This window comes from Streptomyces maremycinicus (assembly GCF_001184025.1).
GTDB lineage: Bacteria > Actinomycetota > Actinomycetes > Streptomycetales > Streptomycetaceae > Streptomyces > Streptomyces maremycinicus.
Map to the genome: position 1 here is coordinate 1 of NZ_BBYG01000014.1, position 21,558 is coordinate 21,558.

25 protein-coding genes and 3 pseudogenes are annotated in these 21,558 nt (G+C 69.6%); 6 read left to right on the forward strand and 22 right to left on the reverse strand.

Features of this window, described 5'->3' with window-relative positions:
• From AOQ37_RS18235 to AOQ37_RS41370, 3 genes and pseudogenes are all read right to left on the reverse strand, one after another.
• Positions 1-857: pseudogene (locus AOQ37_RS18235) on the reverse strand (helix-turn-helix domain-containing protein); the annotation flags it as partial.
• 172 nt (positions 858-1,029) lie between these two features.
• Complete coding sequence (locus AOQ37_RS40470) at positions 1,030-1,566, reverse strand: hypothetical protein (RefSeq protein WP_159401350.1); 537 nt, start codon at positions 1,564-1,566, stop codon at positions 1,030-1,032.
• Between the two features lie 397 nt (positions 1,567-1,963).
• Positions 1,964-2,125 (reverse strand): hypothetical protein, encoded by a 162-nt coding sequence (locus AOQ37_RS41370; protein WP_234436937.1) that lies wholly within the window; start codon positions 2,123-2,125, stop codon positions 1,964-1,966.
• A gap of 107 nt (positions 2,126-2,232) precedes the next feature.
• Between AOQ37_RS41370 and AOQ37_RS40870 the strand changes: the two genes are divergently transcribed.
• Complete coding sequence (locus AOQ37_RS40870; RefSeq protein ID WP_199825063.1) at positions 2,233-2,391, forward strand: hypothetical protein; 159 nt, start codon at positions 2,233-2,235, stop codon at positions 2,389-2,391.
• Positions 2,392-2,424: 33 nt separating this feature from the next.
• Here the strand turns inward: AOQ37_RS40870 and AOQ37_RS18245 are convergent, their stop codons facing one another.
• The 13 genes and pseudogenes from AOQ37_RS18245 to AOQ37_RS18305 form a co-directional block, all read right to left on the reverse strand.
• Complete coding sequence (locus tag AOQ37_RS18245) at positions 2,425-2,856, reverse strand: hypothetical protein (RefSeq protein WP_234436938.1); 432 nt, start codon at positions 2,854-2,856, stop codon at positions 2,425-2,427.
• A 504-nt stretch (positions 2,857-3,360) separates the two neighbouring features.
• Positions 3,361-4,137 (reverse strand): GAF and ANTAR domain-containing protein, encoded by a 777-nt coding sequence (locus AOQ37_RS18250; RefSeq protein ID WP_062645623.1) that lies wholly within the window; start codon positions 4,135-4,137, stop codon positions 3,361-3,363.
• 4 nt (positions 4,138-4,141) lie between these two features.
• Complete coding sequence (locus tag AOQ37_RS18255) at positions 4,142-4,852, reverse strand: ANTAR domain-containing protein (protein WP_062645624.1); 711 nt, start codon at positions 4,850-4,852, stop codon at positions 4,142-4,144.
• 11 nt (positions 4,853-4,863) lie between these two features.
• A complete protein-coding gene (locus AOQ37_RS18260; RefSeq protein WP_063781162.1) occupies positions 4,864-5,253 on the reverse strand; it encodes an STAS domain-containing protein in 390 nt (129 codons plus the stop codon).
• Between the two features lie 172 nt (positions 5,254-5,425).
• Positions 5,426-5,781, reverse strand: a pseudogene (locus tag AOQ37_RS18265) (PRC-barrel domain-containing protein).
• Positions 5,778-6,182, reverse strand: coding sequence for an ANTAR domain-containing protein (locus AOQ37_RS18270; protein WP_063781163.1), 405 nt, complete (start codon positions 6,180-6,182; stop codon positions 5,778-5,780). Before AOQ37_RS18270 ends, AOQ37_RS18265 begins: the two are co-directional and overlap by 4 nt.
• 78 nt (positions 6,183-6,260) lie before the next feature.
• Positions 6,261-6,521, reverse strand: coding sequence for a hypothetical protein (locus AOQ37_RS18275; RefSeq protein ID WP_062645626.1), 261 nt, complete (start codon positions 6,519-6,521; stop codon positions 6,261-6,263).
• Positions 6,522-6,732: 211 nt separating this feature from the next.
• Positions 6,733-7,293: a hypothetical protein gene (locus AOQ37_RS18280; protein ID WP_062645627.1), complete on the reverse strand. Its 561-nt coding sequence runs from the start codon at positions 7,291-7,293 to the stop codon at positions 6,733-6,735.
• Positions 7,294-7,350: 57 nt separating this feature from the next.
• On the reverse strand, positions 7,351-7,620 hold the full coding sequence (locus tag AOQ37_RS18285; protein WP_062645628.1) for a hypothetical protein: 270 nt from the start codon (positions 7,618-7,620) through the stop codon (positions 7,351-7,353).
• 217 nt (positions 7,621-7,837) lie between these two features.
• Positions 7,838-8,668 carry a hypothetical protein gene (locus AOQ37_RS18290; protein WP_062645629.1) on the reverse strand — a complete coding sequence of 277 codons (831 nt, stop codon included), beginning with the start codon at positions 8,666-8,668 and terminating at the stop codon, positions 7,838-7,840.
• Positions 8,669-8,828: 160 nt separating this feature from the next.
• Positions 8,829-9,654 (reverse strand): annotated as a pseudogene (locus AOQ37_RS38810) (IS5 family transposase); the annotation flags it as partial.
• Between the two features lie 31 nt (positions 9,655-9,685).
• Entirely contained in the window at positions 9,686-11,032 is a 1,347-nt protein-coding gene (gdhA, locus tag AOQ37_RS18300) for an NADP-specific glutamate dehydrogenase (protein ID WP_062645630.1), read from the reverse strand.
• Between the two features lie 145 nt (positions 11,033-11,177).
• A complete protein-coding gene (locus AOQ37_RS18305) occupies positions 11,178-12,086 on the reverse strand; it encodes an SDR family oxidoreductase (RefSeq protein WP_062645631.1) in 909 nt (302 codons plus the stop codon).
• 118 nt (positions 12,087-12,204) lie between these two features.
• On the opposite strand from AOQ37_RS18305, the gene AOQ37_RS18310 reads away from it, so the two are divergent.
• Positions 12,205-12,777 (forward strand): TetR/AcrR family transcriptional regulator, encoded by a 573-nt coding sequence (locus AOQ37_RS18310; protein ID WP_062645632.1) that lies wholly within the window; start codon positions 12,205-12,207, stop codon positions 12,775-12,777.
• Positions 12,778-13,168: 391 nt separating this feature from the next.
• Here the strand turns inward: AOQ37_RS18310 and AOQ37_RS18320 are convergent, their stop codons facing one another.
• The 4 genes from AOQ37_RS18320 to AOQ37_RS18335 all read right to left on the reverse strand — a co-directional run bounded on the left by AOQ37_RS18320 (position 13,169) and on the right by AOQ37_RS18335 (position 16,188).
• Complete coding sequence (locus tag AOQ37_RS18320; protein ID WP_062645634.1) at positions 13,169-13,390, reverse strand: hypothetical protein; 222 nt, start codon at positions 13,388-13,390, stop codon at positions 13,169-13,171.
• Between the two features lie 200 nt (positions 13,391-13,590).
• Entirely contained in the window at positions 13,591-14,106 is a 516-nt protein-coding gene (locus tag AOQ37_RS18325) for a putative immunity protein (RefSeq protein WP_062645635.1), read from the reverse strand.
• A 282-nt stretch (positions 14,107-14,388) separates the two neighbouring features.
• Positions 14,389-15,462, reverse strand: a complete 1,074-nt coding sequence (locus AOQ37_RS18330) for a ScyD/ScyE family protein (protein ID WP_234436939.1) — start codon at positions 15,460-15,462, stop codon at positions 14,389-14,391.
• 522 nt (positions 15,463-15,984) lie between these two features.
• Positions 15,985-16,188, reverse strand: coding sequence for a hypothetical protein (locus AOQ37_RS18335; protein WP_062645637.1), 204 nt, complete (start codon positions 16,186-16,188; stop codon positions 15,985-15,987).
• 96 nt (positions 16,189-16,284) lie between these two features.
• Between AOQ37_RS18335 and AOQ37_RS18340 the strand changes: the two genes are divergently transcribed.
• The 4 genes from AOQ37_RS18340 (at position 16,285) to AOQ37_RS18355 (ending at position 18,954) form a co-directional block, all read left to right on the forward strand.
• On the forward strand, positions 16,285-17,112 hold the full coding sequence (locus AOQ37_RS18340; protein WP_234436940.1) for an endonuclease/exonuclease/phosphatase family protein: 828 nt from the start codon (positions 16,285-16,287) through the stop codon (positions 17,110-17,112).
• 102 nt (positions 17,113-17,214) lie between these two features.
• A complete protein-coding gene (locus tag AOQ37_RS18345; protein ID WP_062645638.1) occupies positions 17,215-17,817 on the forward strand; it encodes a TetR/AcrR family transcriptional regulator in 603 nt (200 codons plus the stop codon).
• A 79-nt stretch (positions 17,818-17,896) separates the two neighbouring features.
• Entirely contained in the window at positions 17,897-18,583 is a 687-nt protein-coding gene (locus AOQ37_RS18350) for an SDR family NAD(P)-dependent oxidoreductase (protein ID WP_062645639.1), read from the forward strand.
• Between the two features lie 164 nt (positions 18,584-18,747).
• Positions 18,748-18,954: a VOC family protein gene (locus AOQ37_RS18355; RefSeq protein ID WP_062645640.1), complete on the forward strand. Its 207-nt coding sequence runs from the start codon at positions 18,748-18,750 to the stop codon at positions 18,952-18,954.
• Between the two features lie 58 nt (positions 18,955-19,012).
• On the opposite strand, the gene AOQ37_RS18360 is transcribed toward AOQ37_RS18355, so the two are convergent.
• Both AOQ37_RS18360 and AOQ37_RS18365 read right to left on the reverse strand, forming a co-directional pair.
• Positions 19,013-19,798, reverse strand: coding sequence for a hypothetical protein (locus AOQ37_RS18360; protein WP_062645641.1), 786 nt, complete (start codon positions 19,796-19,798; stop codon positions 19,013-19,015).
• Positions 19,795-21,441 carry a serine/threonine-protein kinase gene (locus AOQ37_RS18365; protein WP_062645642.1) on the reverse strand — a complete coding sequence of 549 codons (1,647 nt, stop codon included), beginning with the start codon at positions 21,439-21,441 and terminating at the stop codon, positions 19,795-19,797. Before AOQ37_RS18365 ends, AOQ37_RS18360 begins: the two co-directional genes overlap by 4 nt.
• Between the last annotated feature and the right edge of the window lie 117 nt (positions 21,442-21,558).

The following is a 21,558-nucleotide window of genomic DNA, read 5'->3' on the forward strand; positions in this document are numbered from 1 at the left end:
AAGTACCGTTGGGGGGCGCTCGTCTCGGCGTGCTCGCGCGATAATGCTCTGCGCTTCAGCGCCGTACACGGCCGACTTCCGCAGAACATGCCAGACCTTCATGTACGTGGCGATGGACGCGGGGTCGTCGAGCCATGTTTCAGCGTGCCAGTCTTCGGTGATCACGTACCGGTCGTCCAGAACCCAAAATCCGTTGGCTGTCGGGATTTTAAGCGGTGCGCTGAGTGGGATGATCCCCAGTTTTACCGTGTCCAGGCCGACCGCTCCCATGAGTCGGTCGAGCTGGCTCGCGAGGATGGACGGCGGGCAGATCAGGGCGTGGAGTGCGGCCTCCCAGATGAGGGCATGGAGCGTGTGATCACCTTCGTACAGCCATGCCTGGCGCTTCATTCGGACGCGTACGGCGTCGTCGGTGTCGCGCGCCGTGTCGTGAAGGTTGGCGTACTGGAGGAACAGGTGGCGGGCGTAGTCGGCGGTTTGGAGCATGCCGGGAACGACCGCTTCCTCCCAGACGTAGATGATCTGGGACCGGCCGACTCGAGGTTCCAGCTGTCTTGCACAGGCCGGTGTCCGGCCGCGAGCTGGCGTCGCCAGGAGCGGATGCGGGACTCGAACCCCTTGAGGCGGGCGTGGAATTCCTCGAAGGCCGCGGGCTGGCCTACGCCGTCGGCCCACGCTCGCAGGTCCTGGGCCGTTGCCGTTTGCTGTCCGTTCTCGAGCTTGTAGATCTTGGAGTGTGACCAGCCGAGGCGTAGGGCGAGCTGGGTGCCGGTGAGTCGGCCTCCCGGGGCCGAGAGTCGCAGTTCGCGGAGCCGGAGCCCGAGAGTCTTCCGGGCCTGTTGGAAGTCAGTACTCACCGGCTCCTGCTACCCCTTGGCGCGCAGCTGCGCGGCGAACTGATCGTAGGGTGTGGCCTGGTGGATTGCAGCGTCCCGGATCTGGCAGTAGCGCAGTACTTCGGTGGGCTTGGTGATGATCTCCACGTCATGGAAGGCGTCAGGCGTGTTGGCCTGCGGTTTGCTGGCCTCTTCAGTCTCCGTTGCGGTTCCTTCGCCAGCGTGCGGATTCAAGTTCTCTTTGCAGTTTGCTCAGCAGAGTCGGGTCCAGGTCGAAGTCATAGGACTCGAGCCCGAGCACATCAAGATCGCGGCGGAGGAAGGTGCCCAGGAGGTTGCGCCAGGCATAGAGGTCCTCGGGCTCAGGTCCCCCTGTAGCCGCCCAATTGCGACAGCATTCACGAAGGCCGAGCAGAGCACCTCTTGTGGTGGCGTCGGCGCATAGACCGCCGGCGGAGTAGAGCCAGTTGTTGAGCTGCTGGGCCACCTCGCCGGCGACTTGGGGGGTGACTGCGTCCGGGCTGGCGTGTGACAGCGGCGCGAGGCCTCTGTGCGCCTCGGGGTAGGTCGCCATTCGTGATTTGTGGAGTTCGAGTGACCATGCGACCTTGAGATCGGTCAGCCACCTTCGGTGCTCCCTGCGGATCTGTGTCAGGGACAGGAGGGCGCTTCCACCTCCAACGAGCAGGGCTACGAAACCTGATATCAGAGCCGTCGTGATCTGCTCCATGCGATTCACCTCGTGCGGGTTTGCGTGATGGCGCTGTCGAAGAGCGGCGTTGCCTAATCCTCGTCCAGCGTCGTTTCCAAGTCAGCAAGATCTCGCTTCTCTGTATGGAGTCAAGCCCCACGATCAAGGTGATCCGGCGGGCGGGGAGGCGGTGCGCGAGTCAGCGGCATCAGCTCGCTCGGTTCAGACGAAGGCCTTTTGTTTGGCTGGGCGGCCTGGGCACTGGGCGTGGAAGATCGCGCCGTGACCATCACCGGGCGCGCTGTAGAGGTCGAAGGAGCAGGCGCAGAGGACGAACCCGCACCGCCCGCGTTTGGAATCCGGTCAGCGTCTTAAGTTCTCTGCGCCGATTGGGCAGTTGAAGGGGTACCGGTATCTGCCTGGATCCATGGCAGGCTCACGGACGTCGAGCAAGTGGGGCGAGCAGACCGTCGCCGGGCCACAGGTCCTGGTCAGCCACGAGGCTGGCGAGGAGCGTGCCCACTTCGGCCAGCGCGGCAGCCCGTGCTTCGGGGCCGTAGTCGATGAACTCGTCAGTTGCGGCGTCGAAGGCGCGCACGTGGCCGACCGGACTCATGCAGACGAGGGCGCGCGCGATCTCGGGCAGGCCGAGACTGAGGGCGTCGCAGTCTCCGGCGTGGACGAGTGCACCAGGTCGGTGGTGACGTGCTCCCAGTCGCCGACGGCCGGCCAGTCGGCACCGCCGCCCAGTTCGTGGGTGAGGGTGGCGAGTGGGATGATCTCGTCGGCGTCGCCGTCGACGGCGGCAGCAAGATGCGGGCCACCGGGCGTCAGCTCGCGGTGACCGCACAGTTCCAGCGGTAGACCGTGCTCCGGGTCGGTCAGGGCCTGCACCAGCTAGGCGCGGCGCAGGGCTGTCTCGGAATCATGCTCGAGCTGCAGGATCCACCACTCCCCCAGCCGCGACTCGTGTCCGGTGACGACCAGGGGCACGGCGACGGTGTGGAGGAGTCCAAGGCGGCGCATCAGCCCGCTGGGGAGCCAGGCGGCGTCCCGCCAAATCTTCTCGTGGATGAGCGGCTGCCGTTCGGTGTCCCACTGCTTCTCGTAGGGAGTCCAGGTGTCGCCGGCCAGCCAGCAGGCTTCTCCACCGTTGCCCTGGATCTGCTGCGCGAGGGCTGCCTCGGCCTTCTGGAAGGCTCGTCGTGAGGGGCCGGTGAGCTGGATGCTGGTCGGTTGTCCGAGCCGGCGGAGCTCGATGCCGCGATCGGTACGTGCATGGATCCGGACACCGTTGAGTCCGTAGATCTCGTCTCGTCCTACGCGCATCGGTGCCCGGCAGGGCAAACGGCCGCCGCCACGGCTGCCACCCTCACCGGCCTGGCGGCCGTGCAGCTCATCGGTGACGGAATCACCGGCACTCCGACAGCGACGCGGTCACGTCGGCACAGGTCGAGCGGCAACTCGACGCGGCGCGCGCCTCCGCATCCCCCGGCCCCAGTCGGACTCCGAGCGCGACCGCCGTCCCCGTCGGGAAGACCCTGGTCACTCCGGGTGGCACGGCCATCGCCAGCTGCGACGGCACGACGGTACGGCTGCTGTCCTGGACCCCAGCCCAGGGATACGACGTCAAGAGCGCCGATCCGGGCCCCGACGACGAACACGCCGAAGTGAAGTTCGTGGGCCCCGCGGGCAAGGTCGAACTCCGCGCGCGCTGCGCCGACGGCACCCCCACCGGCTCCTGGAAGCAGGACAACTGAGCGGGCAGGGTCCGGCCGCGGCGACCTTCCACACGACGCCCGGACCCCGGACCGGGCCCGAGAAGCTGGTGGACTACGAGAGCTTGGGACGCTGGGCGTCGTGTGCGGAGGAGGGCGCGGGAGTGGCGCGGATCTGCCGGCTGTCGAACCTGCCTTCGGTGATGTCCCGGGCCAGCTGCGACAGTTTGAGGTTGTGCGCACGGGCGTAGGCCCGCAGGGTGCCGAAGGTCTCGTCGACGCTCAGGTGCCAGCGTTCGGCGAGGACGCCTTTCACCTGCTCGATGATGATGCGGTTGTTGAGGGCGTACTGGAGCTGGTCGCGTTCGGCTTCGGCGTGGGACAGGGTGCGTTGCTGGAGGATCGCGATCGTCGCGACGTCGGCCAACGCCTGGGCGAGAGTGAGGTCTTCGGGGCCGAGGGGACCGGGGGTGGTATGGAACAGAGCGAGGGTGCCGATCACCCGGCCGCGCAGCCGCAGCGGCAGGACGTTGGTGGCCACGAACCCCGTTCCCCGCGCACTGCTCGTGAACTGCGGCCAGTTGACGGTGACCTGCGGGTCGGTGAGGTCGATGTCGGTACGGGCCTGGCCGCTGCGGTAGCACTCGATGCAGGGCCCCTGGTCGTACTGGAGGGCGAACAGTTCCAGCAGCCGGGTGTGTTCGTCGGAGGCTGCGAGGACGTGCAGGACGTCGTCCTTGTCCGCGAGCAGGATGCCGACCGCCGCCACGTCCAGGAGCTCCACGCAGCGCACGGACAGCTTCTGCAGGAAGTCGATGACGTCGAAGTCGGCCACCAGCGAGTCGGCGACTTCGACGAAGACCTCGGTGACTTGCTGTTCACGGGTGGTCATGGAATCAGTCCTTGTCTGCGGCGGGCGGGGGTGAGTCGGTGCCGGGGGCCAGTCGAAGCCGTCTGGCCACGATGTCATGCGCGGTTTCAGTGAGGGTGCGGCCGCTGCCGTAGGCGTGGGCGCGCAGCCACAACAGGGCGTCGGCCAGGGGGACGGCGAGCTGGACGCTGGCCATTCCGGTCGCCTGGTGGACGACGGCGTTGAGCAGGGGCGGACCGTCCGACTCGCCGGAGAGCGACAGCCCGGGAGGGCCGCGGTCCATCAGGCGCCTCGTGAGGGCGAACGTCAGCGCCAGTGCGTCATCGGTCTGTCCTCGGGTCAGTTGCCCCGGCGCCCGTCGCACGAGCGTGAGGACGCCCAGGACGATCGCGCCGATCCGCAGCGGGAAGCAGAACACCGCCCGTGCCGTCTGCCCCGGCAGCTCCGCGGCCAGAGCGGGCCACCGGCCGGGGCGCACCCGTGTCAGATCCGGCACCCGCACGGCAGTGCCGACGGCCAGACAGTCGACCCCTGGGCCCTCGCCGAGGGTCGCCTGCAGATCTTCGAAGCGGCGGGAGACGCCGTCCGAGGCCCACAGGGGCTCACCGTGGGCGGACCCCGAGACGACGGCGACGGTGACGCCGTCCATGCCCAGTGCGGCGGCCATGGCCGCGGCGAGGTCGGGGCCGCCGGCGGCCGCCTCGCGATTCCGCAGCATGCTCAGGACCTCGGTCATTCGGTCACTGATCACCGGAGACCACCGGCGGCTCCGGCACGCGGGTATCGGCGCGCGCTCCCCGAGGGAGGAACCGAGGCTCCGGTCCGGACGGCGTCGAGCAGGGAGGCGGTGCCGGTGAGGTCGAACAGTCTGTGGACGGCGGGCGTCGCGTGGCGAAGCCGTATCCGTCGGCCGCCGGCAGCCGCGTCCAGGGCGGCGGCGAGGAAGACGTTCAGGCCACTGGCGTCGCAGAAGCTGACACCCGTCAGTTCGATGTCCACACCGTCTGTCACCCGGCGTAGGCAGTCCTGGACGGCGGCGCCCACCGTGGGAGCGGTGTCCGCGTCGATCTCGCCCACCAGATACACGGTCGCTCGACTCCCACTCCCGTAGAAGGTCGTCGCACGAATGCCAGTCATCCCTGCCTCGCTTCTCCAAACGGCCTGTCCGCGGCGGGCTGGTGCCTCGCGGCGTGCTCGTGCGGACAGGTGCCTCGTCGGTGATGCCGGTTCCGGACCGTGCCCGCGAGCACGCACGGGCACTAGGTGAGCGCCCGCGCCGGTTTCGGGCAACCGTGATGCCCGGCTACCGTCAGCGGCGTGCCAGTTGCCGTTCTCCGGCCGCGCCGGCCTGGTAGGCCAGCCCGTAGTGCCTGGAGATCGCTTCCTCCTGATCGGCGGGCAGCACGCCGTCCACGCCGATCGAAAGGGCCTGCTTCACCAGTGCCTTGGCGTAGCTGATCCTCAGGTAGTCCGGTCCGGTGACCGCGTCGTCGAGGGGTACGAAGACCAGACGGTGCCGGGTGGGCAGTCCGGTCCGTACCGTGGCCATGGCCGACTCGTCGGTGGTGGTGTCCACGTAGACCGCTCGAGGACACCGATCTTGTGTGACTCGGCGTCGAAGACGTCGCGTTCGCGCCATTCCCGCACGTCCGCTGCGTGCATCATGACTTCTTCCTGCCCGTCGGCCTGTCCGGCCGCCGTGTGTCGCACTGCCGGCTCTGTGCGTGAAAGGTGCGAAGCGTTCGTCGCAGCGCGCGCTGCATCCGGTCCGGGAGGGGTTCGCCCTCCCAAGCGGCGACCATGGCCGCGGCCACCACCGCGAGTTTGGTGTCGCACTGCCGTGAGACGTTCACGAGCAGACTTCTCGCCGTCCCGCGGGTGCAGGGGGTGAGGACCATGACCATGCCGCGGGCTTGGTCGATGACCGCGCGGCCGGCCAGCGCCCGCCGTAGTTGGTCGTTCTGGCTGCGCAGGGCCTCGACGTCCTCTCCCGGCGCCGGGTTTCCCCATGTGGCTTCCGCCCGCAGCTTCCACCAGTCCTCCTGGAGCATGGTCGTACGTTGCATGGCAAGCCTTTCGACGGTGGATGGGCCGGTCCGGCGGAAGCGGTCCCGCAACCCTTATGGCTGCCGGGCCACTACGGCTCACCGGCGGCGTGCGCGGTCCCTGCGGTCCTCGCGGCCCCAACGTGCCCGGTTCTGACGGCTGTAGCGGCGGTCCCAGCGTTCCTGGCGATCCCGCCGGTCCTTGTAGTCCCGGTACTCCTCCGAGCCGCTGCCACCGCCACGGTCTTGTCCATGGCGGACAGCGGCGAAGACGAGCAGGGCGGCGGCGAGCCACCAGAACGGATGGAGGAAACCGAGGCCGAACAGCGGCACGATCAGGATGACAAGCAGAACGAACACGGTGGGCCTCCCCGGGAGCTGGACTCAGCGTCGATACCGGGGGCCAGGGTTTCGTTCAACAGCCTAGTCCTGAATGAGGGTTATGGATACCGTGCGAGGTCAGCGTGCCCAGCGGGGCACGGACGGCCGATGGCGGCGCGCCGCGCGGCTGGACGTGCCGACGTACTCCAGTGCCCGGGCGGGCACTGGAGTACGTCCGCGAGGTAGGTGGTCATTCCTTTCCGGCGAGGCTCATGATGTCCCTGGTGTCCTCGATCGCGGTCTCGATCTCGAGGTCGAACGTGAGGTCCGTGAAGGCGGCCGGCCCGACGCCTGCACTGCACGCGAAGCGGTACACCCCGTCGCCGGCGTCCTGTACGACCAGGCCGGCGTTCTCGGTCCAGGCGTCCGTGGTACCGGTCCTGCCGCGCCAGCAGTTCCACACCTTCAGCGAGGCCGAGGAGTTGGGGAACCGCAGGAACCGGATGTCCACTTTGACCGGGGTCGCGTCGGTCCACATACAGGCAGTCGAGGTACGGAGGCCGTTGATCTCCAACTCCCCCTCCGACATCGCGAGGCACACTCCCTGCACCGGGCGGTCCGTGAAGGACGTGAAGGACAGGACCGCCCGCGTGGACGGCCATTCCACGGGAACGTCGTAGGCGAGATGGGCCGTTTTGGTGCCGACCTCCGTCGGCCGGCCCCTGGATTCCTCGAACGCGTTCTGTAGCGTCTTGGTACGCAGGTGTTCACGCGCCATCATCTCTGTCTCCTCGGCCTGCAGTTCGGTCATGGACCGAAGCGGCGTCTCCGGCACGGCGGCGCTGTGGCAGCGTCCACCGGGACCGCTTCAGCGATGGTTCCTGCCGGCGATTCGTCCGCCGAAGCGTCCGCGCAGCAGGAAACTGATCACCCAGGCGACCAACAGGGCCACGGCGAGGTGCCAGAGGATGTGTTGTTGGGTGAAGCCGAGCCCGAAGAGGGCCAGGGCCGGCACCAGAAGCACAGTCCACAAGAGCACGGGCAACCTCCGGTTCGCATGGGTCTCTGCGATCCGCGGGGTCTCGGCGAACTGAGAGCGGTGGGCCGGCCCGGAGACTCCGGGACCGATGCCGTACACCGTGTCCTTCAGTGAACGCCCTGGGGCCGGCCGTGTCAACGTGGCGACAGAGCAGGCTGGTTGCGCGGCGTGGCGAGGTCCGCGAGCAGGTCCCGTGCCGCGCCGTCCTCCCCCGGGCACGTGCTCGTCCCCGGCGTCCAGGACCGACTGGAAGGCGGCTGGTGGGGGGTCCGCGAGCCCGGCCTCGGCGCATGAGCGGACGGGACGCCGGGACGGCTCAGTACAGCATCCGTAGAGCGCCGGGAAGCACGCGCGCGGTGACGAAGTTCGTCCAGTCCGTTGCGTTGTCGATGCTGGTCCCGGTGAGAGCGGCAAGGATCGAGGCAGGAACATCGGCTGCCAGCGCATGGCGGGCAGAGTTACGGCCGGCAAGGCCGCCCAGCCCGAGGCGCCTGAGCTTCAGGTAGATGTACTGCGACTGGATGGGGCGGGCTGGGTTCAGCCCAGCGAACAACCACGGAATTGTGCTGGCAGCACGGTTGGATTCCCAGGCGTCCTCGGCGTGATGGAGCTGCTGCCGGACTAGGTGAGCCAGCCGTGGAGGCAGCTTCAGGAAGCCTTCATCGAGTTTCAGTTGGACAGCCGAGTCCTGAACGACGACGTCGTCGATGGTCAGTTCAAGTATGCGTGTGACCTGCAGTCCCATGAGCAGGACAAGGCTGCCGGTAACACAGACGTCGAGGGGGAGCGTGGCGTCGTTCACGCAGCGCCTGAGCTGTTCGACGCGGTCGTCGTCCTCGATGAAGGTTGCCGGGTCTTCCGGGGACCGGGTCGGCACTTCGAGGCTTGAGGTGAGACCGCGCTCGTTGGTCCAAAGGACGAAAACTCTGACGTCCCTGCGGTTCGGAGAGCCGCTGACCAGCCATTGTTCGAGGTGCGTCTGCTTGAGGTCCGGCAGCGCGATGCCTTGTTCGTCGAGCCAGGTCAGCAGCTCCAGCGCGCGTCTGATCTGCGAGCGCCGGTGACTGTCCCTGACGGCTTGGCCGGCATGTCCGCGTGCCGTTCGCCGGTGGCGGTGGATCAGGTGCCAGTGGGCGAAGGGGCTCACTATCTGGCGGTGATGAACGGGTACCTCTCGGAGAAAGGCGTCTGCCCAGCGAGGCAGGCGCTCGACCGCCTCGCTTCGTTGTGGCAGCACCCCTGCGGTCGACAGCAGGTCTCTGGCATAGGAGGTGGTGGGAGTGTCGGGCAGTTCGTCGAGGTCGTGATGCCGGAATGAGGAGACCGACGCGGTAGACCGTGGCGGTCTTCTCATAACAGGCGGCAATGCCGCGCCACTGCTTCAGCCGGTTGATGCACCGCTCGACCGTATTGCGTCGCTTGTATGCCTCATGGTCGAAGGCGGGCGGCCGACCGCCGAGGCTGCCTCGACGCAGACGGTGGCCCTGCTGGTCCGCCGGAACCGGAATCACCGCCCGGATGCCGCGCTTGCTCAAGTGGTCAGGAATGGCGCGTGAGGAGTACGCCTCATCGGCCAGGACCACTTCCGGCCTGGTGCGAGGTCGTCCGCGCCGGCGCGGGACACGCAGGCGGCCCATCACCTCTACGAAAGCGGGTGCGTCACCGGCCTGTCCGGCGGTGAGCACGAAGGCCGGCGGCCGACAGTTGCCGTCGGCGGCGAGGTGGATCTTCGTGGTCAGCCCGCCGCGGGAGCGGCCGATGGCATGGTCACCAGGCTCCCCAGCCGGGGCCCCTTTTGCGAGCCCCGGCCGCGTGCTGATGAACGCGCACGATCGTGGAGTCAACCGCGACGACCCAGTCCAGGTCGCCGTCAGCATCGGCCTGGGCGAGCAGCACGGTGAACACACGCTCCCAAGTACCATCGATGGCCCGGTTCCTCAGCCGCGTATAGACGCCCTTCCACGAGCCGTACTCGGCGGGCAGGTGCACCCACTGAGACCCGGTCCGGAACTTCCAGGCGATCGCATCGATCACCTGTCGATGATCACGCCACCGCCCGCCCCGCCTCAGTGTCCGATCAGGCAACAACGGCTCTATCCGCGCCCACTGCGCGTCAGTCAACGGCACGGACAGACCGACGATCCGATGATCGGAAAGAAACGCCCTAGACGACGCCCTGGGCCGTCATCGCCTCGGCCACCCGCAGGAAGCCCGCGATGTTGGCGCCCAGGACGTAGTCGTCGGGGGTGCCTCCGTAGGTCTCGGCGGTGGCGCGGCACTGGGCGTGGACGCCTCGCATGACAGCCGCCAGACGGGTCTCGGTCTGCTCGAAGGTCCACACGTCGCGGGAGGCGTTCTGCTGCATCTCGAGGGCGGAGGTGGCCACACCGCCCGCGTTGGCGGCCTTGCCGGGACCGAACAGGACGCCCGCCTCACGGAAGACCTCGACGGCCTCCGGGGTGCACGGCATGTTGGCGCCCTCGGCGACGGCCAGCACGCCGTTCTTCACCAGCGACCCCGCTTCCTGTCCGCCCAGTTCGTTCTGCGTGGCACACGGCAGCGCGATGTCGCAGGGCACCTCGAAGACCGAGCCGCGTTCGGAGAACCGTGCCGCGGGTTTGGCCTCCGCGTAGTCCGCCAGGCGTGCCCTGCGTACCTCCTTCACCGTCTTCAGCAGCTCCAGATCGATGCCGTCGGCGTCGACGACGTAGCCCGAGGAGTCCGAACAGGCCACCACCGACCCGCCCAGCGCGTGCACTTTCTCGATCGCGTAGAGCGCCACGTTCCCCGAGCCGGACACCACGACCTTGCGGCCGTCGAAGCCGTGTCCGCGCGTGGCCAGCATCTCCTGCGCGAAGTACACCGCCCCGTAGCCGGTGGCCTCGGTACGCGCCTGCGAGCCGCCCCAGGAAACGCCCTTTCCGGTCAGGACTCCCGCCTCGAAGCGGTTGGTGATCCGCTTGTACTGGCCGAAGAGGAAGCCGATCTCGCGTCCGCCCACCCCGATGTCACCGGCAGGGACGTCGGTGTGCTCGCCCAGGTGCCGGTACAGCTCGGTCATGAACGCCTGACAGAAGCGCATGACCTCCTGGTCGCTGCGCCCCTTGGGGTCGAAGTCCGAGCCGCCCTTGCCGCCCCCGATGGCCAGTCCGGTCAGCGCGTTCTTGAAGATCTGCTCGAAGCCCAGGAACTTCACGATGCCGAGGTTGACGCTCGGATGGAAGCGCAGCCCGCCCTTGTAGGGGCCGAGCGCGCTGCTGAACTCCACCCGGAAACCACGGTTGACCCGCACCCGCCCCGCGTCGTCCACCCACGGCACCCGGAAGATCAGCTGCCGCTCGGGCTCGCAGAGCCGCTCCGCGATGAACGACTCGGCGTACTCCGGATGCGCCCGCAAGGCCGGAGCCAGCGTGTGCAGCACCTCTCCGACCGCCTGGTGGAACTCGCTCTCACCGGCATTGCGCCGACAGACCTCTGCGTAGACGGCCTCGATGTGAGCACTGGGGTTCATGCGCGCCTGCTCTCCTGTGGTCCGCCAGGCACTCATTTCGTCCAGCATGCCCGGCCACTGTCCTGACAACGAATACGGACGGCAGGAGTCGCTGTGTCAGCCGAGCGCGTCGCGGATTTCGGGACTCGGCCCTGAGGTCACGGGCTCAGGTGCGGAAGTAGTGGCCCTTCTCCAGGTCCTCCAGCAGGCCCGGTCGCAGGGGGCGCCAGTCGAGGAGTTCGCGGGTCAGGGCGCTGGACGCGGGGAGGTCCCGGCCGATGAGACCGGCCAGCCACGTGAAGTGGGCCGGGGCGTCCTCGGGGGTGACCGAGGCGGTCGGGACATCCAGGTGACGGCCTATCACCTCCGCCACGGCGCGGATCTCGACGCCCTCGTCGGCGACGCCGTGCAGTGCGGTGCCGGCCGGTGCCCGCTCCACCGCCAGCCGGAACAGCCGGGCCGCGTCGAGGCGGTGGACGGCGGGCCAGCGGTTGGCGCCGTCACCGAGGTAACCGGAGACGCCCGTGGCGCGGGCGAGGGCGACGAGGGAGGCCATGAATCCGGCGTCCCCGTCGCCGTGACAGGTCGGCGCCAGCCGTACCACCGACGAGCGGACGCCCCGCGCGGCCGCGTCCAGCACCGCCGCGCCGGTGACGGTGCGTTCGGACATCGCCGATCCGTCGGTCGTCGGTATGTCCCGCTCGGTCGCGGTGCGCCCCGCCTCGAAGCCCATGAACCCACCGGCGACGACCAGGGGACGCCCGCTGCCCGCCAGAGCGTCGACGAGGGTGTCGACGGCCAGGCGGTCCGCCCGTGCGGCGCCCGCGAAGTCGCCGGTGAAGGCGATGTCGTGCCGGAAGGCGAGATGGACCACGCCGTCCGACGCGGCGGCGGCCGTGCCGAGGAGGTCGAGGTCGTCGATCGTGCCGCGGACCACACCGGCTCCGGCGCCGGAGATCGCGGCGGCGGAGGCGTCGGAGCGGGCGAGGCCGGTGACCTCGTGCCCCGCTTCGAGGAGATCGGGGACGAGAGCGGAACCGAGCCAGCCGGAAGCGCCGGTGACGAAGATGCGCATGGGAGTACCTCAGAACACAAGTGGGTCGATGCCGTCGCGCGGCATCGAGTGATGTCAGTGACTGTCGTCATCGACGCTAGCACTGATGTCAGTGACTGTCATCGCGTAGGATCCGGCCATGGGTAGATGGGAGCCGAACGCTCGGGAGCGCCTGGCACGGGCGGCGCTGGACCTGTTCGGCGAGCGCGGCTACGAACAGACCACGGTGGCGGAGATCGCCCGGCGGGCCGGGCTCACCGAGCGCACCTACTTCCGGCACTACGCGGACAAGCGCGAAGTGCTGTTCGGCGGCTCCACGGTGCTGCGGGAGATCTTCGCGAAGGCGGTCGCCGAGGCGCCCCCGTCCGCCGCGCCGATCGACATCGTGGCGGCGGGGCTGGAGGCGGTCGCGGCGGTGTTCCCGGAGCGCGAGACCTCCCGGCAGCGGCAGTCCGTCGTCGACTCGCACCCAGAACTCCAGGAACGCGAACTGATCAAACTCGCCGCACTCTCCGCCGCCGTGACGGACGCCCTGCGCGCCCGGGGCGTTCCTGACCCCGCCGCCGCCCTCGCCGCCGAGGCCGGCATCGCCGTCTTCAAGATCGGCTACGAACGCTGGATCGCCCCCGGCCAGCAACGGGAACTGGCCGCCCTGCTCAGCGAGTCACTGACCGAACTGAAGGCCGTGACGGCCGGGGAACCACAGGCCTAGGAGTCGCGGACGCTGAGGTAAGGGCGCCCGGGGTGGTGGCGGACGCGTCCGCCGTACGGGGCTGCGCGTTCGCGTCCAGGGTGCACGGCCCTCCGTCTGTCATGCAGCGGTGCTCTGTCACCACAGCGGCGCTGTCACCACACCGGCGCTCTGTCACGGCAGCGCCGCATGGATGCGGTCCCGGAAGGCCTACGGCCTGATGTGCCTGGGGCTCCGCGACCGGCCCGGCGGCGCACCGCCGCTCGAACCCACCGGCGAGCCGCCTCACCAACGCCCCGACGCAGTGGAGAGCGCGGTGGCCGACCTCCCCAGGCTGCTCACCGCGCTCTCCATCCAAGCCTCGGCTACCCGGAGATCTCCGTCCTACACGGACCCGTGGCGTGTCGCGTGATCAGAACAGTTTTTCCTGCGTGGGCGGCATCGCGGTCGGTCGCCGGGTCCTCGGCGCACCCGGTGCGGACGTCTCCTCGCCGAACAACGGGGGCGTCCCGTACTCGTCGGACACCGCGGGGAGCGGGGCCCGCGCGTTCGGTCGTCCGGTGGGCGGCGGGGCGTCGCGGTCGAAGTCGTCGGGGGTCATGCGCGTCCAGTCCCGCCCCTGCCGCTCGCCCACTCGCCGCTCCCCTCTCCCGCGCCGGCTGCGCCCCTCTCCCTGCCCTTCACCTTCCCCTACCCGCATACGGCGATCATGACAGCCACCTGTTCACCCACCCGCAGGAGGTTCTCGCGTGGACGCTGTCGGCACCCGGCACCCGGCGCCCCGCGCCTCGCACCCTGCGCCCTGCCACCCGGTGCCCGGTGCCCGGTGCCCGCTCAGCAATCGAACACGGACCAGCAGATGTCGTTGCGCAAGCGCTGGTCGTCGAGCACGAGCTCGCGAATCGCCTCCGGGAGCCGGTCACGCTGCCACCGGCATTCGAGTCGTCCTGCGGCATCAACCTGACCCTTCGGCGCGGCAGCACGTGCGGCCTTGATCGCATAGGCGGCCGCACCGAGTTCGTGCGCGGCGACATGGGCGACGACCGCGGCCTGCCCGGCCGCGTAGGCGGCGTGCCGTGCCGCGCCACGCAGGTCTCGGGCCGCGCCCATCGCATGGCCGCCCGCCGCGCGGGCCTGCATCATCTTGACCTCGCCTCGTGCCCAGGCACGGGCATGCTCGATCGCCCGGCGTGGCCGGGTGTCCTCGGGCCGCGCCGACTCGAAGAGGTCGAGGACGTGCTCGGCGCAGGCTGCCGCCCACAGCGCCAGGAGGTGGTGGTCCGCATCGGTGAGGGTCCCGCCGCGACGGATCGTCACGAAGCGAGGGTCCCTGACCTTCGGAAGGATCATGGTCGGGGTTCCTTCCTGCCGGCGTCCGCCCGCGCCCCAAGGCGCGCGACCTAGACCATGCACGCCCTGGAGCCATGTGGGCAAACCCTTTGGTCGATCCGCGGGTGCAGCCGCCGATGCCCGCCATGACCGTGCCGCCGTCCTCCGGATCACCACGTGCGGGTGGTGATCCGGAGGACGGCGGCTGCGGTGGGCGTACCGGTTGGGCGCGGCCCGCCGGGGGCCGTCGGACACGACAGCGGACGGCCCCCGGATCAGGAACGGGCGAACCGAAGCGGCTCCTTAGGAGGCCGGGAACTTCAACAGCTCACCGCTCGACCCCTGCGTGTTGTTGGTGACGTAGATGTCGCCCTTGGCGGTGACCGCCAGGCCGGTGGGCGTGTTGAGGCTGCCGCCGGTGTCGATCACGGTGGCGGCACCGGTCTTCTTGCCGATCCGGATCAGCGCGCCCGGCAGCAGGCCGGTCGACGTCGCACCACCGGTGTAGGACAGGGCTATGAGGTCGCCGCCGGGCGCCACCGCCAGGTCGATCAGACCCGTCAGGCCGGTGGCGAACACGGTCGGCACACTGCCGGGCACATAGCGCCAGATGCGGCTCAGGCCCGTGCGGATACCGGACATGTCGGCGATGTAGAACGCGCCGTCCCAGCCGCGCACGATGCCCGTCGGCACCGCCTCCGCCTGGCCCGCCGGAGCCAGCGCCGCGTCGCCGGACGCTGCGGCGGCCGGGATCACGTTGTTGGGGAAGGCCAGCTCCGTCGACGTGGTGCCGTCGGGGTGGATGCGGATCAGGTCGTTGGCGCCCGCGTCCGTCACCAGGAAGTCACGGCCGTCCCGGGCGAAGTTCCACGGGTTGGAGAACACCTCGTTGTTGCCCGCGGCGGAATCCGGGTCGTGCTCGGCCTCATGCACCGCCAGATCGCCCAACACCCGCCCGTGGGCGATGCTCAGGGTCCCCAGCGGCCCGCTGCCCGCACCGAGTGCCGTACGCGTCGCGGGAGTTCCGGTCACACCGCTGACCACGCGGTAGGTACCGCCCGGGGCGGCCTCCGCCTCGATCGCCCCGCTGATCACGCTGGAGCCGTCGGCTCGCACGATCTGCATCGACGGCAGACCCGTCACCACGCGCCGCTGGACGGAGCCCTTGATCTTGTAGATGGAGCCGCTGAAGCTCAGGCACTGCGACAGCGGAACCGTGCACGGCACCGCCGGGTCACTGCCCGCCTCCGTCACCAGCAGGGATCCGTCGGACTGCACACGCACCGCGCGCGGGTTGTGCAGACCGCTCGCCACCACGACCGGGGCCGAGGCCTTCGCGGCCGGCGCCACCTGCGGGGCTGCCTGACTCGGGATCACGGTCGCCGTGAGGCTTCCCACGACCGCCGCCGCCAGAAAGGCCCCCGCCCAAGACTTACCTGCTCTCGACATATCTCTCCTCAGCCAGGCACACCCCCGAAACCCGGAGGCGAATCAACCGGCGACACCATAGCTACATAAACCCGCCACCACCCTGCCTCGGAAAACAGCCACCTATTGCGAGGACCGGACCCGGCGCCGCATTCGGCAGGAGCGCATACCGAAACCAGCCACCGACCGCACAGCGCGCGAAGCACGTCCTGCCGGAACAACCGGCAGGTGGCGAACCGATACGGACCAGGGCACTCCGCTGAAAAAGTCACAAGCAAACCTTGAGCAATTCTCCAGATCGACTCCCCCGGCGCATACCGATGAATTCCGAGGGTCGCGGAATTCCGCCCACACACCAGCGGTAGTCCAGCGGCCGTGGACGGTAACTCGACCCGCCGCGTGAAAACACACAGACGTAAGACGCGGACGAAACACGGAGCGGAAGGTGCGCGAACAGGGCGCCGGTTGTCTTCAGATGACGACCGAACAGTCGGGAGTACGGACCGTTCCCCATCTGTGCGGCGGCGTCACGACGGGGTCCCATCCGTCGAGCCCGAGCCCGAGGTCGAGCCCGAGCCCGAGGTCGAGCCCGAGCCCGAGGTCGAGCCCGAGCCCGAGGTCGAGCCCGAGCCCGAGGTCGAGGCAGAAAGAGGCAGAGGGAGGGGGCGGGCGCAATCCTCTACGGGAGCGCGCCTCGCTCTATAACCTCGTACAGGAGACGTCGGATGTCGTGGATGCACACCCTTGGAGGCGATGGTGCTCGGTAGGGGCATGCGTTTGCTCACGGGCGCCTTGATCGTGGCCTGCGTGGCGCTCGTCGGCCACAACGCGTCGAGCGGTGACCCCGGCCCCTCGGCCAGGTCCCTGCCGGCCGAGGCTGTCCGGGATGTCGTACCCAACCGGGTCATGACGTGGAACATCTGCAATCCCTGCGAGGAGAGCAATGTTCACCGGGCGGCGGAGATCGCCCGGTACGCGCCCCAGGTCATCGGCCTGCAAGAGGCCTGCGTCAGCGACGTCGAGAAGATCCGGGACTATCTGGAGAGCCGGCACGGGCTGGTCTACCACGTCGAGTACGGGGCGGTGCTCAAGAATTGGGGCCGCTGCGGAGGGGTGCTCTGGAACCCGGGGGGCTACGGCCAGGCGATCCTCTCGGCGGCACCGATGACGGACGCGGTCACCGTGGAATACCCGGACGGCGGGTCCGAGGACCGTGGCTACATGGCGGTCACCACCACCGTGGGCGGCCAGCGCCTGCGGGTCTTCAACACACACCTCGCCGAACGCCGTCAGGAGACGGTCCGAGCCGGTCAGACCCGCGTACTCGCCGCAGCCGTCGCCCGGCACGGACGCGCGATCGTGCTCGGTGACTTCAACGCGGTGCCGGACGCCCCCGAACTCGGCCGGATGTGGGAGCTGACGACGGACACCGACCCTCGGTGCAGTTCCGCGCACACCGGCACCTGCGAGGCCACCACCGACTGGCAGAGCAGGTTCGACTACGTCTTCCTGCGCGGCGTCACCTCGCTCGGACAGGGTGTACATCCGAGCTCGTACTCGGACCATCACCTGCTGCACACCGATCTCAAGACACCGTGAGCCGGTGGGCCCCCGAGCCCGGGGCGGCCCGCGGCACAGCCCGCGGGACGGGCCGCGGCCGGTTCTGGATTCTGGAATACAGAAACCGGTAGCATCCCTCACATGGGTAGGCCACGATCCTTCGACGAGACCGCCGTGCTCGACGCGGCGGCGGCCGAGTTCCGGGTGCACGGCTTCGCCGAGACCTCGACCGAGCAGCTCTGCGAGGCGGCGGGGGTGCGGCGCAGCAGCCTGTACAACACCTTCGTCTCGAAGGACGAGCTGTTCGTCCGCGCCCTGGAGCGGTACGTGGCCGCCTACCGCGAGCACCGGACGCAACTGCTCACCGACTCTCGGCTCAGCGGGGCCGAGCGGCTTCGCGGCCTGATGGAGGGGGTCGTCGAGGAGGAGCGGGCGGCGCGCGAACAGGGGCACGCGGCGGGTTGCATGGTCGTGCAGAGTCTGATGACCCCGGGTCTGCGCGAGCGTGACGAGCGTGTGGCCCGCCTCCTCGACCGGGACCTGCGCGAACACCTGGGCCTCCTCGAGGAAGCGATCCGGGCAGGCCGTCTCGACGGCAGCGTTCGCGGGGAAGTCGACCCGCACGAGGGGGCCTTGCTGGTGACGGCGGTCGTCTCGGGACTGCGCGTGACCGCCCAGGCCGGGGTCGAGCCCGCCCTGCTGCGCCAGATCGCCCTCGGAGGCCTGCGCTCACTCCTGAACTGACAACGGGCACCCCGGATACCGGAGCGCCCGCTGACGTCTGCGCTTGTTTTGGATTCTGAAATACAGAAAGGCAAAACCCATGACCGTCACACTGATCACCGGAGCCAACAAGGGCATCGGTTTCGAAACGGCGAAGCAGCTCACGGAGTTGGGCCACCAGGTCTACATCGGCGCACGTGACGTCGACCGGGGGGAAAAGGCCGCCGCGGCGCTCGGCGCGCGATTCGTACAGCTCGACGTGACCGACGACGTCTCGGTGAACAGCGCGCTGGCGACGATCGGTTCGGCCGAGGGACGACTCGACGTCCTGGTGCACAACGCGGGCATCCTCGGCGCCGGAGTCGTCGACGGCCCCACCGCCCTGCGGGTGTTCGACACCAACGCGGTGGGGATCGTGCGCGTCACGGAGGCGGCGCTCCCCCTGCTGCGCAAGTCCTCGAATCCCACCGTGGTCACCGTTTCGAGCAGCGCCGGCTCGTTCTGGGCGGTGAACAACCCGGAGCGGCCCGAGTTCCACCTTCCGCTCGCGCTCTACTCCGCGTCCAAGTCGGCGGCCACGATGCTGACGATCCAGTACGCCAAGTCCGAGCCGGGCATCAAATTCAACGCGCTCGAGCCCGGCACCACCGCCACCGACATGACCGCGGCCTTCGGCGTCGGAAGGTCGCCGGAGGAAAGCGCCAGGACCGTCGTGCGTCTGGCGACTCTCGACGCGGACGGCCCGACCGGGACCTTGCAGGACGAAAGCGGGGAGCTGCGTTGGTGAGCGCACTGGACGCGGTCGAGGGGTGACACCGTCGCGTCGCCCCTCGACCATGTCCGGCGACGGGATCACGCCCGAGCAGTGACGCACCGGCGATTCACCCGCTCGATATGCACATCACAGTGGGACGACCAGGAGAACTGCGACAGGGTCAAGAGGCAGTCACCATGCTCGGAGACACCAGCGGATTCGGCAGTTGTTCGGTGGACGACATCGAACGCGCCAAGGAGTTCTGCGGCCGGACGCTCGGACTGAACATCGACATGGACGACACGAAGGGCATCGCCCGCGACGCCGCGCCCGGCACCTCCATCGCGTGGTTCAAGGACCCGGCGGGCAACATCCTGTCGGTGATCCACAACCGGAAGGCATAGCGCGACCGCTTCCCACGCGACGACAGGGTGCGATCGGGTCGGCGGACTTCGTACCCCGTCAGGAGCAGTCGTAGGTGAAGCGGGTGGTGACCGGTCGCTCGGCCGGCGAGAGAACGCGCAGTTCGGCCTCGGCCGTGCGACGGCCCTCGCCCTCGAAGGTCCACAACAGGTGGAGACGGGCGTGTCTCTGGCCCCGGACCATCTCTTCCCGCAGGACGCCCGAGGCGGTGCCGTCGCTGCGGATCCAGCGGTAGGAGACCGTGCCCGGACGTCCGTTGGTGGTGAGGAGACCGACGAGGTCGGCGGTCTCGTCGCAGCCCAGGACCGTCGGCCGGGCCGTGACCGCCACCGTGCTCACCGCGAGAGCCGGCCCCGACCGCTGCCAGACGAGGAACGCCAGGACGCAGAGCACCACCAGCACGGGCAAGGCGTGTCTGCGCGGTCGCCGACGCGCCGCCGTGCGGGGCGGCGGCAGGACGGGGAACGTCCGTTCGGTCGGATGGGTCCGGTGCGCGAGGGCGTTGGCGGTCACGCCGGGGCCGAAACGCAGCACCGTGCCTTCGACGCGATCGGGCGACGACGACCGGATCGTCGTGGAGGCGGCCTCCTCCACGAGGGTGCGGGTCTCGTCCGGTGCCGGTCGCTGGATCCAGTGGCTGGCCAGCACGGTGGCGCTGTACTCGGCCTCGGCCTCGGCCTCGGCGGAGGCGGGTGGTTCGCTCGGGCCGCCACCGGCGGCGGCCGGGCCGAGGTGGAGGGTGTCGGCACCCTCGTGGGCCGAGGAGAGCACCTGGGTGGGCTCACGGTCCTCGGCGGACGCGGGGCTGCGGTCGTGATCGGTCATCGGATGTCACACTGCCTGGTCAGAAGCTGCTGCGAGGCGCCCCCACCGGCGGCGGCCGGGCTGCTCGTCGCCCGAACCGCCCAGTAGCAGCCGGCCCCCTGGAAGGTGTGGTCGACGGTGACCGTGTACTGGGTGGCACCGCTGCGCTCGAAGGTCTGTGACGCGCCGTCCTGGGCGGTGAGCTGCCGCGGGCTGTCGCCCGTGAACCACGAGACGGTGAGCGAGACGGGCCCGGTGCCGTCCGTGGTGAGCGTGAGGGTCGCCGTGGCGGTCGTGGAACCCGTCTGACGGAAGGCCGACACCGCGACCTCCTTGACGGCGGTGGCGACGGTGGGTGTCGGTGAGGACGCGCTCGTCGGCGTCCCCGAGCCGCTCTCCCCGCCGGGCGTCGTCGTCTCGGCCGAGGGAGCGGGAGCCACGGTCGCGGATGCCGAGGGCGCGCCACTGTCGGTGGCCGCGGGGCCAGAGGAGGACGCGGGGGCTGACGCGGAGGGCGTCGGTGAAGAGGACGGCGAGCCCGAGGCGGTCGCAGCGGTGGGGGACGCGGGCCCGGCGCCGGGTTGGGCGCTGGTGGTGGCCAGCGCCTGCGCCGCCCGCTGCGAAGCGGCTCCCGGGCTGTGCTGGACTCCGTAGGTCAGGAGGACACCGAGCAGGACGGCGACGCCCGACACCAGCACCCCGAGCCGGCCCGGCAGCCACGACCGCAACCCGCCGTGGACCGGCTCCGGGCGCAGGACCGTGCGTGCGGTGTCCGTGGCCGTCCGGGGGGCACCTCGGTGCGAGGGCAGCAGCAGGGGCAGCAGGGCCACCAGCGCGGCGAGCCGGCCGCGACCGCGTTCCTCCCAGTGGGGCCCGTAGGCGGCACCGGCGGCAGCCTCCAGTTCCCCGACGAACTCCTCGGCCTGTGCGGGCCGTTCCTCCGGGTCCTTGGCCAGACCCCGGCGCACCAGCTCGCGCACGGCCTCCGGTGCCTCGTCGGCGGGGATCGGCGCGTCGACGTGCTGAAGGGCGATCTCGGCGAGGTTCGCGCCCCCGTACGGCTTGTGGCCCGTCAGGCACTCGAAGAAGGTGGCCGTGGCCGCGTACACGTCGGCGGCGGGGGACGCGGGCGCGCCGGTCCACTGTTCCGGGGCCATGTAGGACGGGGTTCCCGCCACACCGGCGGTGGTGCCCGCGTCCACCGCGATCCCGAAGTCGACGAGCTTGGACGACCCGTCGGGCACGACCAGGACGTTCTCCGGCTTGTAGTCGCGGTGGACGACGCCGATGCCGTGCGCGTCGGCCAGTCCCAGCAACGACCCCTTGAGGATGACGAGCGCGGCCTCGGGCTCCAGCGGGCCCTCACGGGTCAGCAGGGTCCGCAGCGAGACACCGTCCACCAGTTCCATCACGATGGCGGCGCCGTCCGGGCTCTCCACGTACTCGTACAGCCCGGTGACGTACGGGCTACGGAGTCCGCCGAGCAGCCGTGCCTCGGCCCGGAAGCCGTGCAGGAAGCCGGGCCTGGCGCGCAGTGACTCGCTGAGGTACTTCAGCGCGACCGGAACGCCGGTCTCCTCGTGCACGCCCAGGACGACCCGGCCGCTGGCACCCGATCCCAGCTCGCGTGACTCGGTGTATCCGGGCACTGCCCATGTGTTCATTTCCGTCCCCCAAGCCTGCCCTGCCGCCATGCCCCCGCAGCCTCACCCGGCTCCCGGACGACCGGGCCACGCGTGGAGAGACACGATTTCGGCCACCGCGGTTGCGGCCGGAGCGGG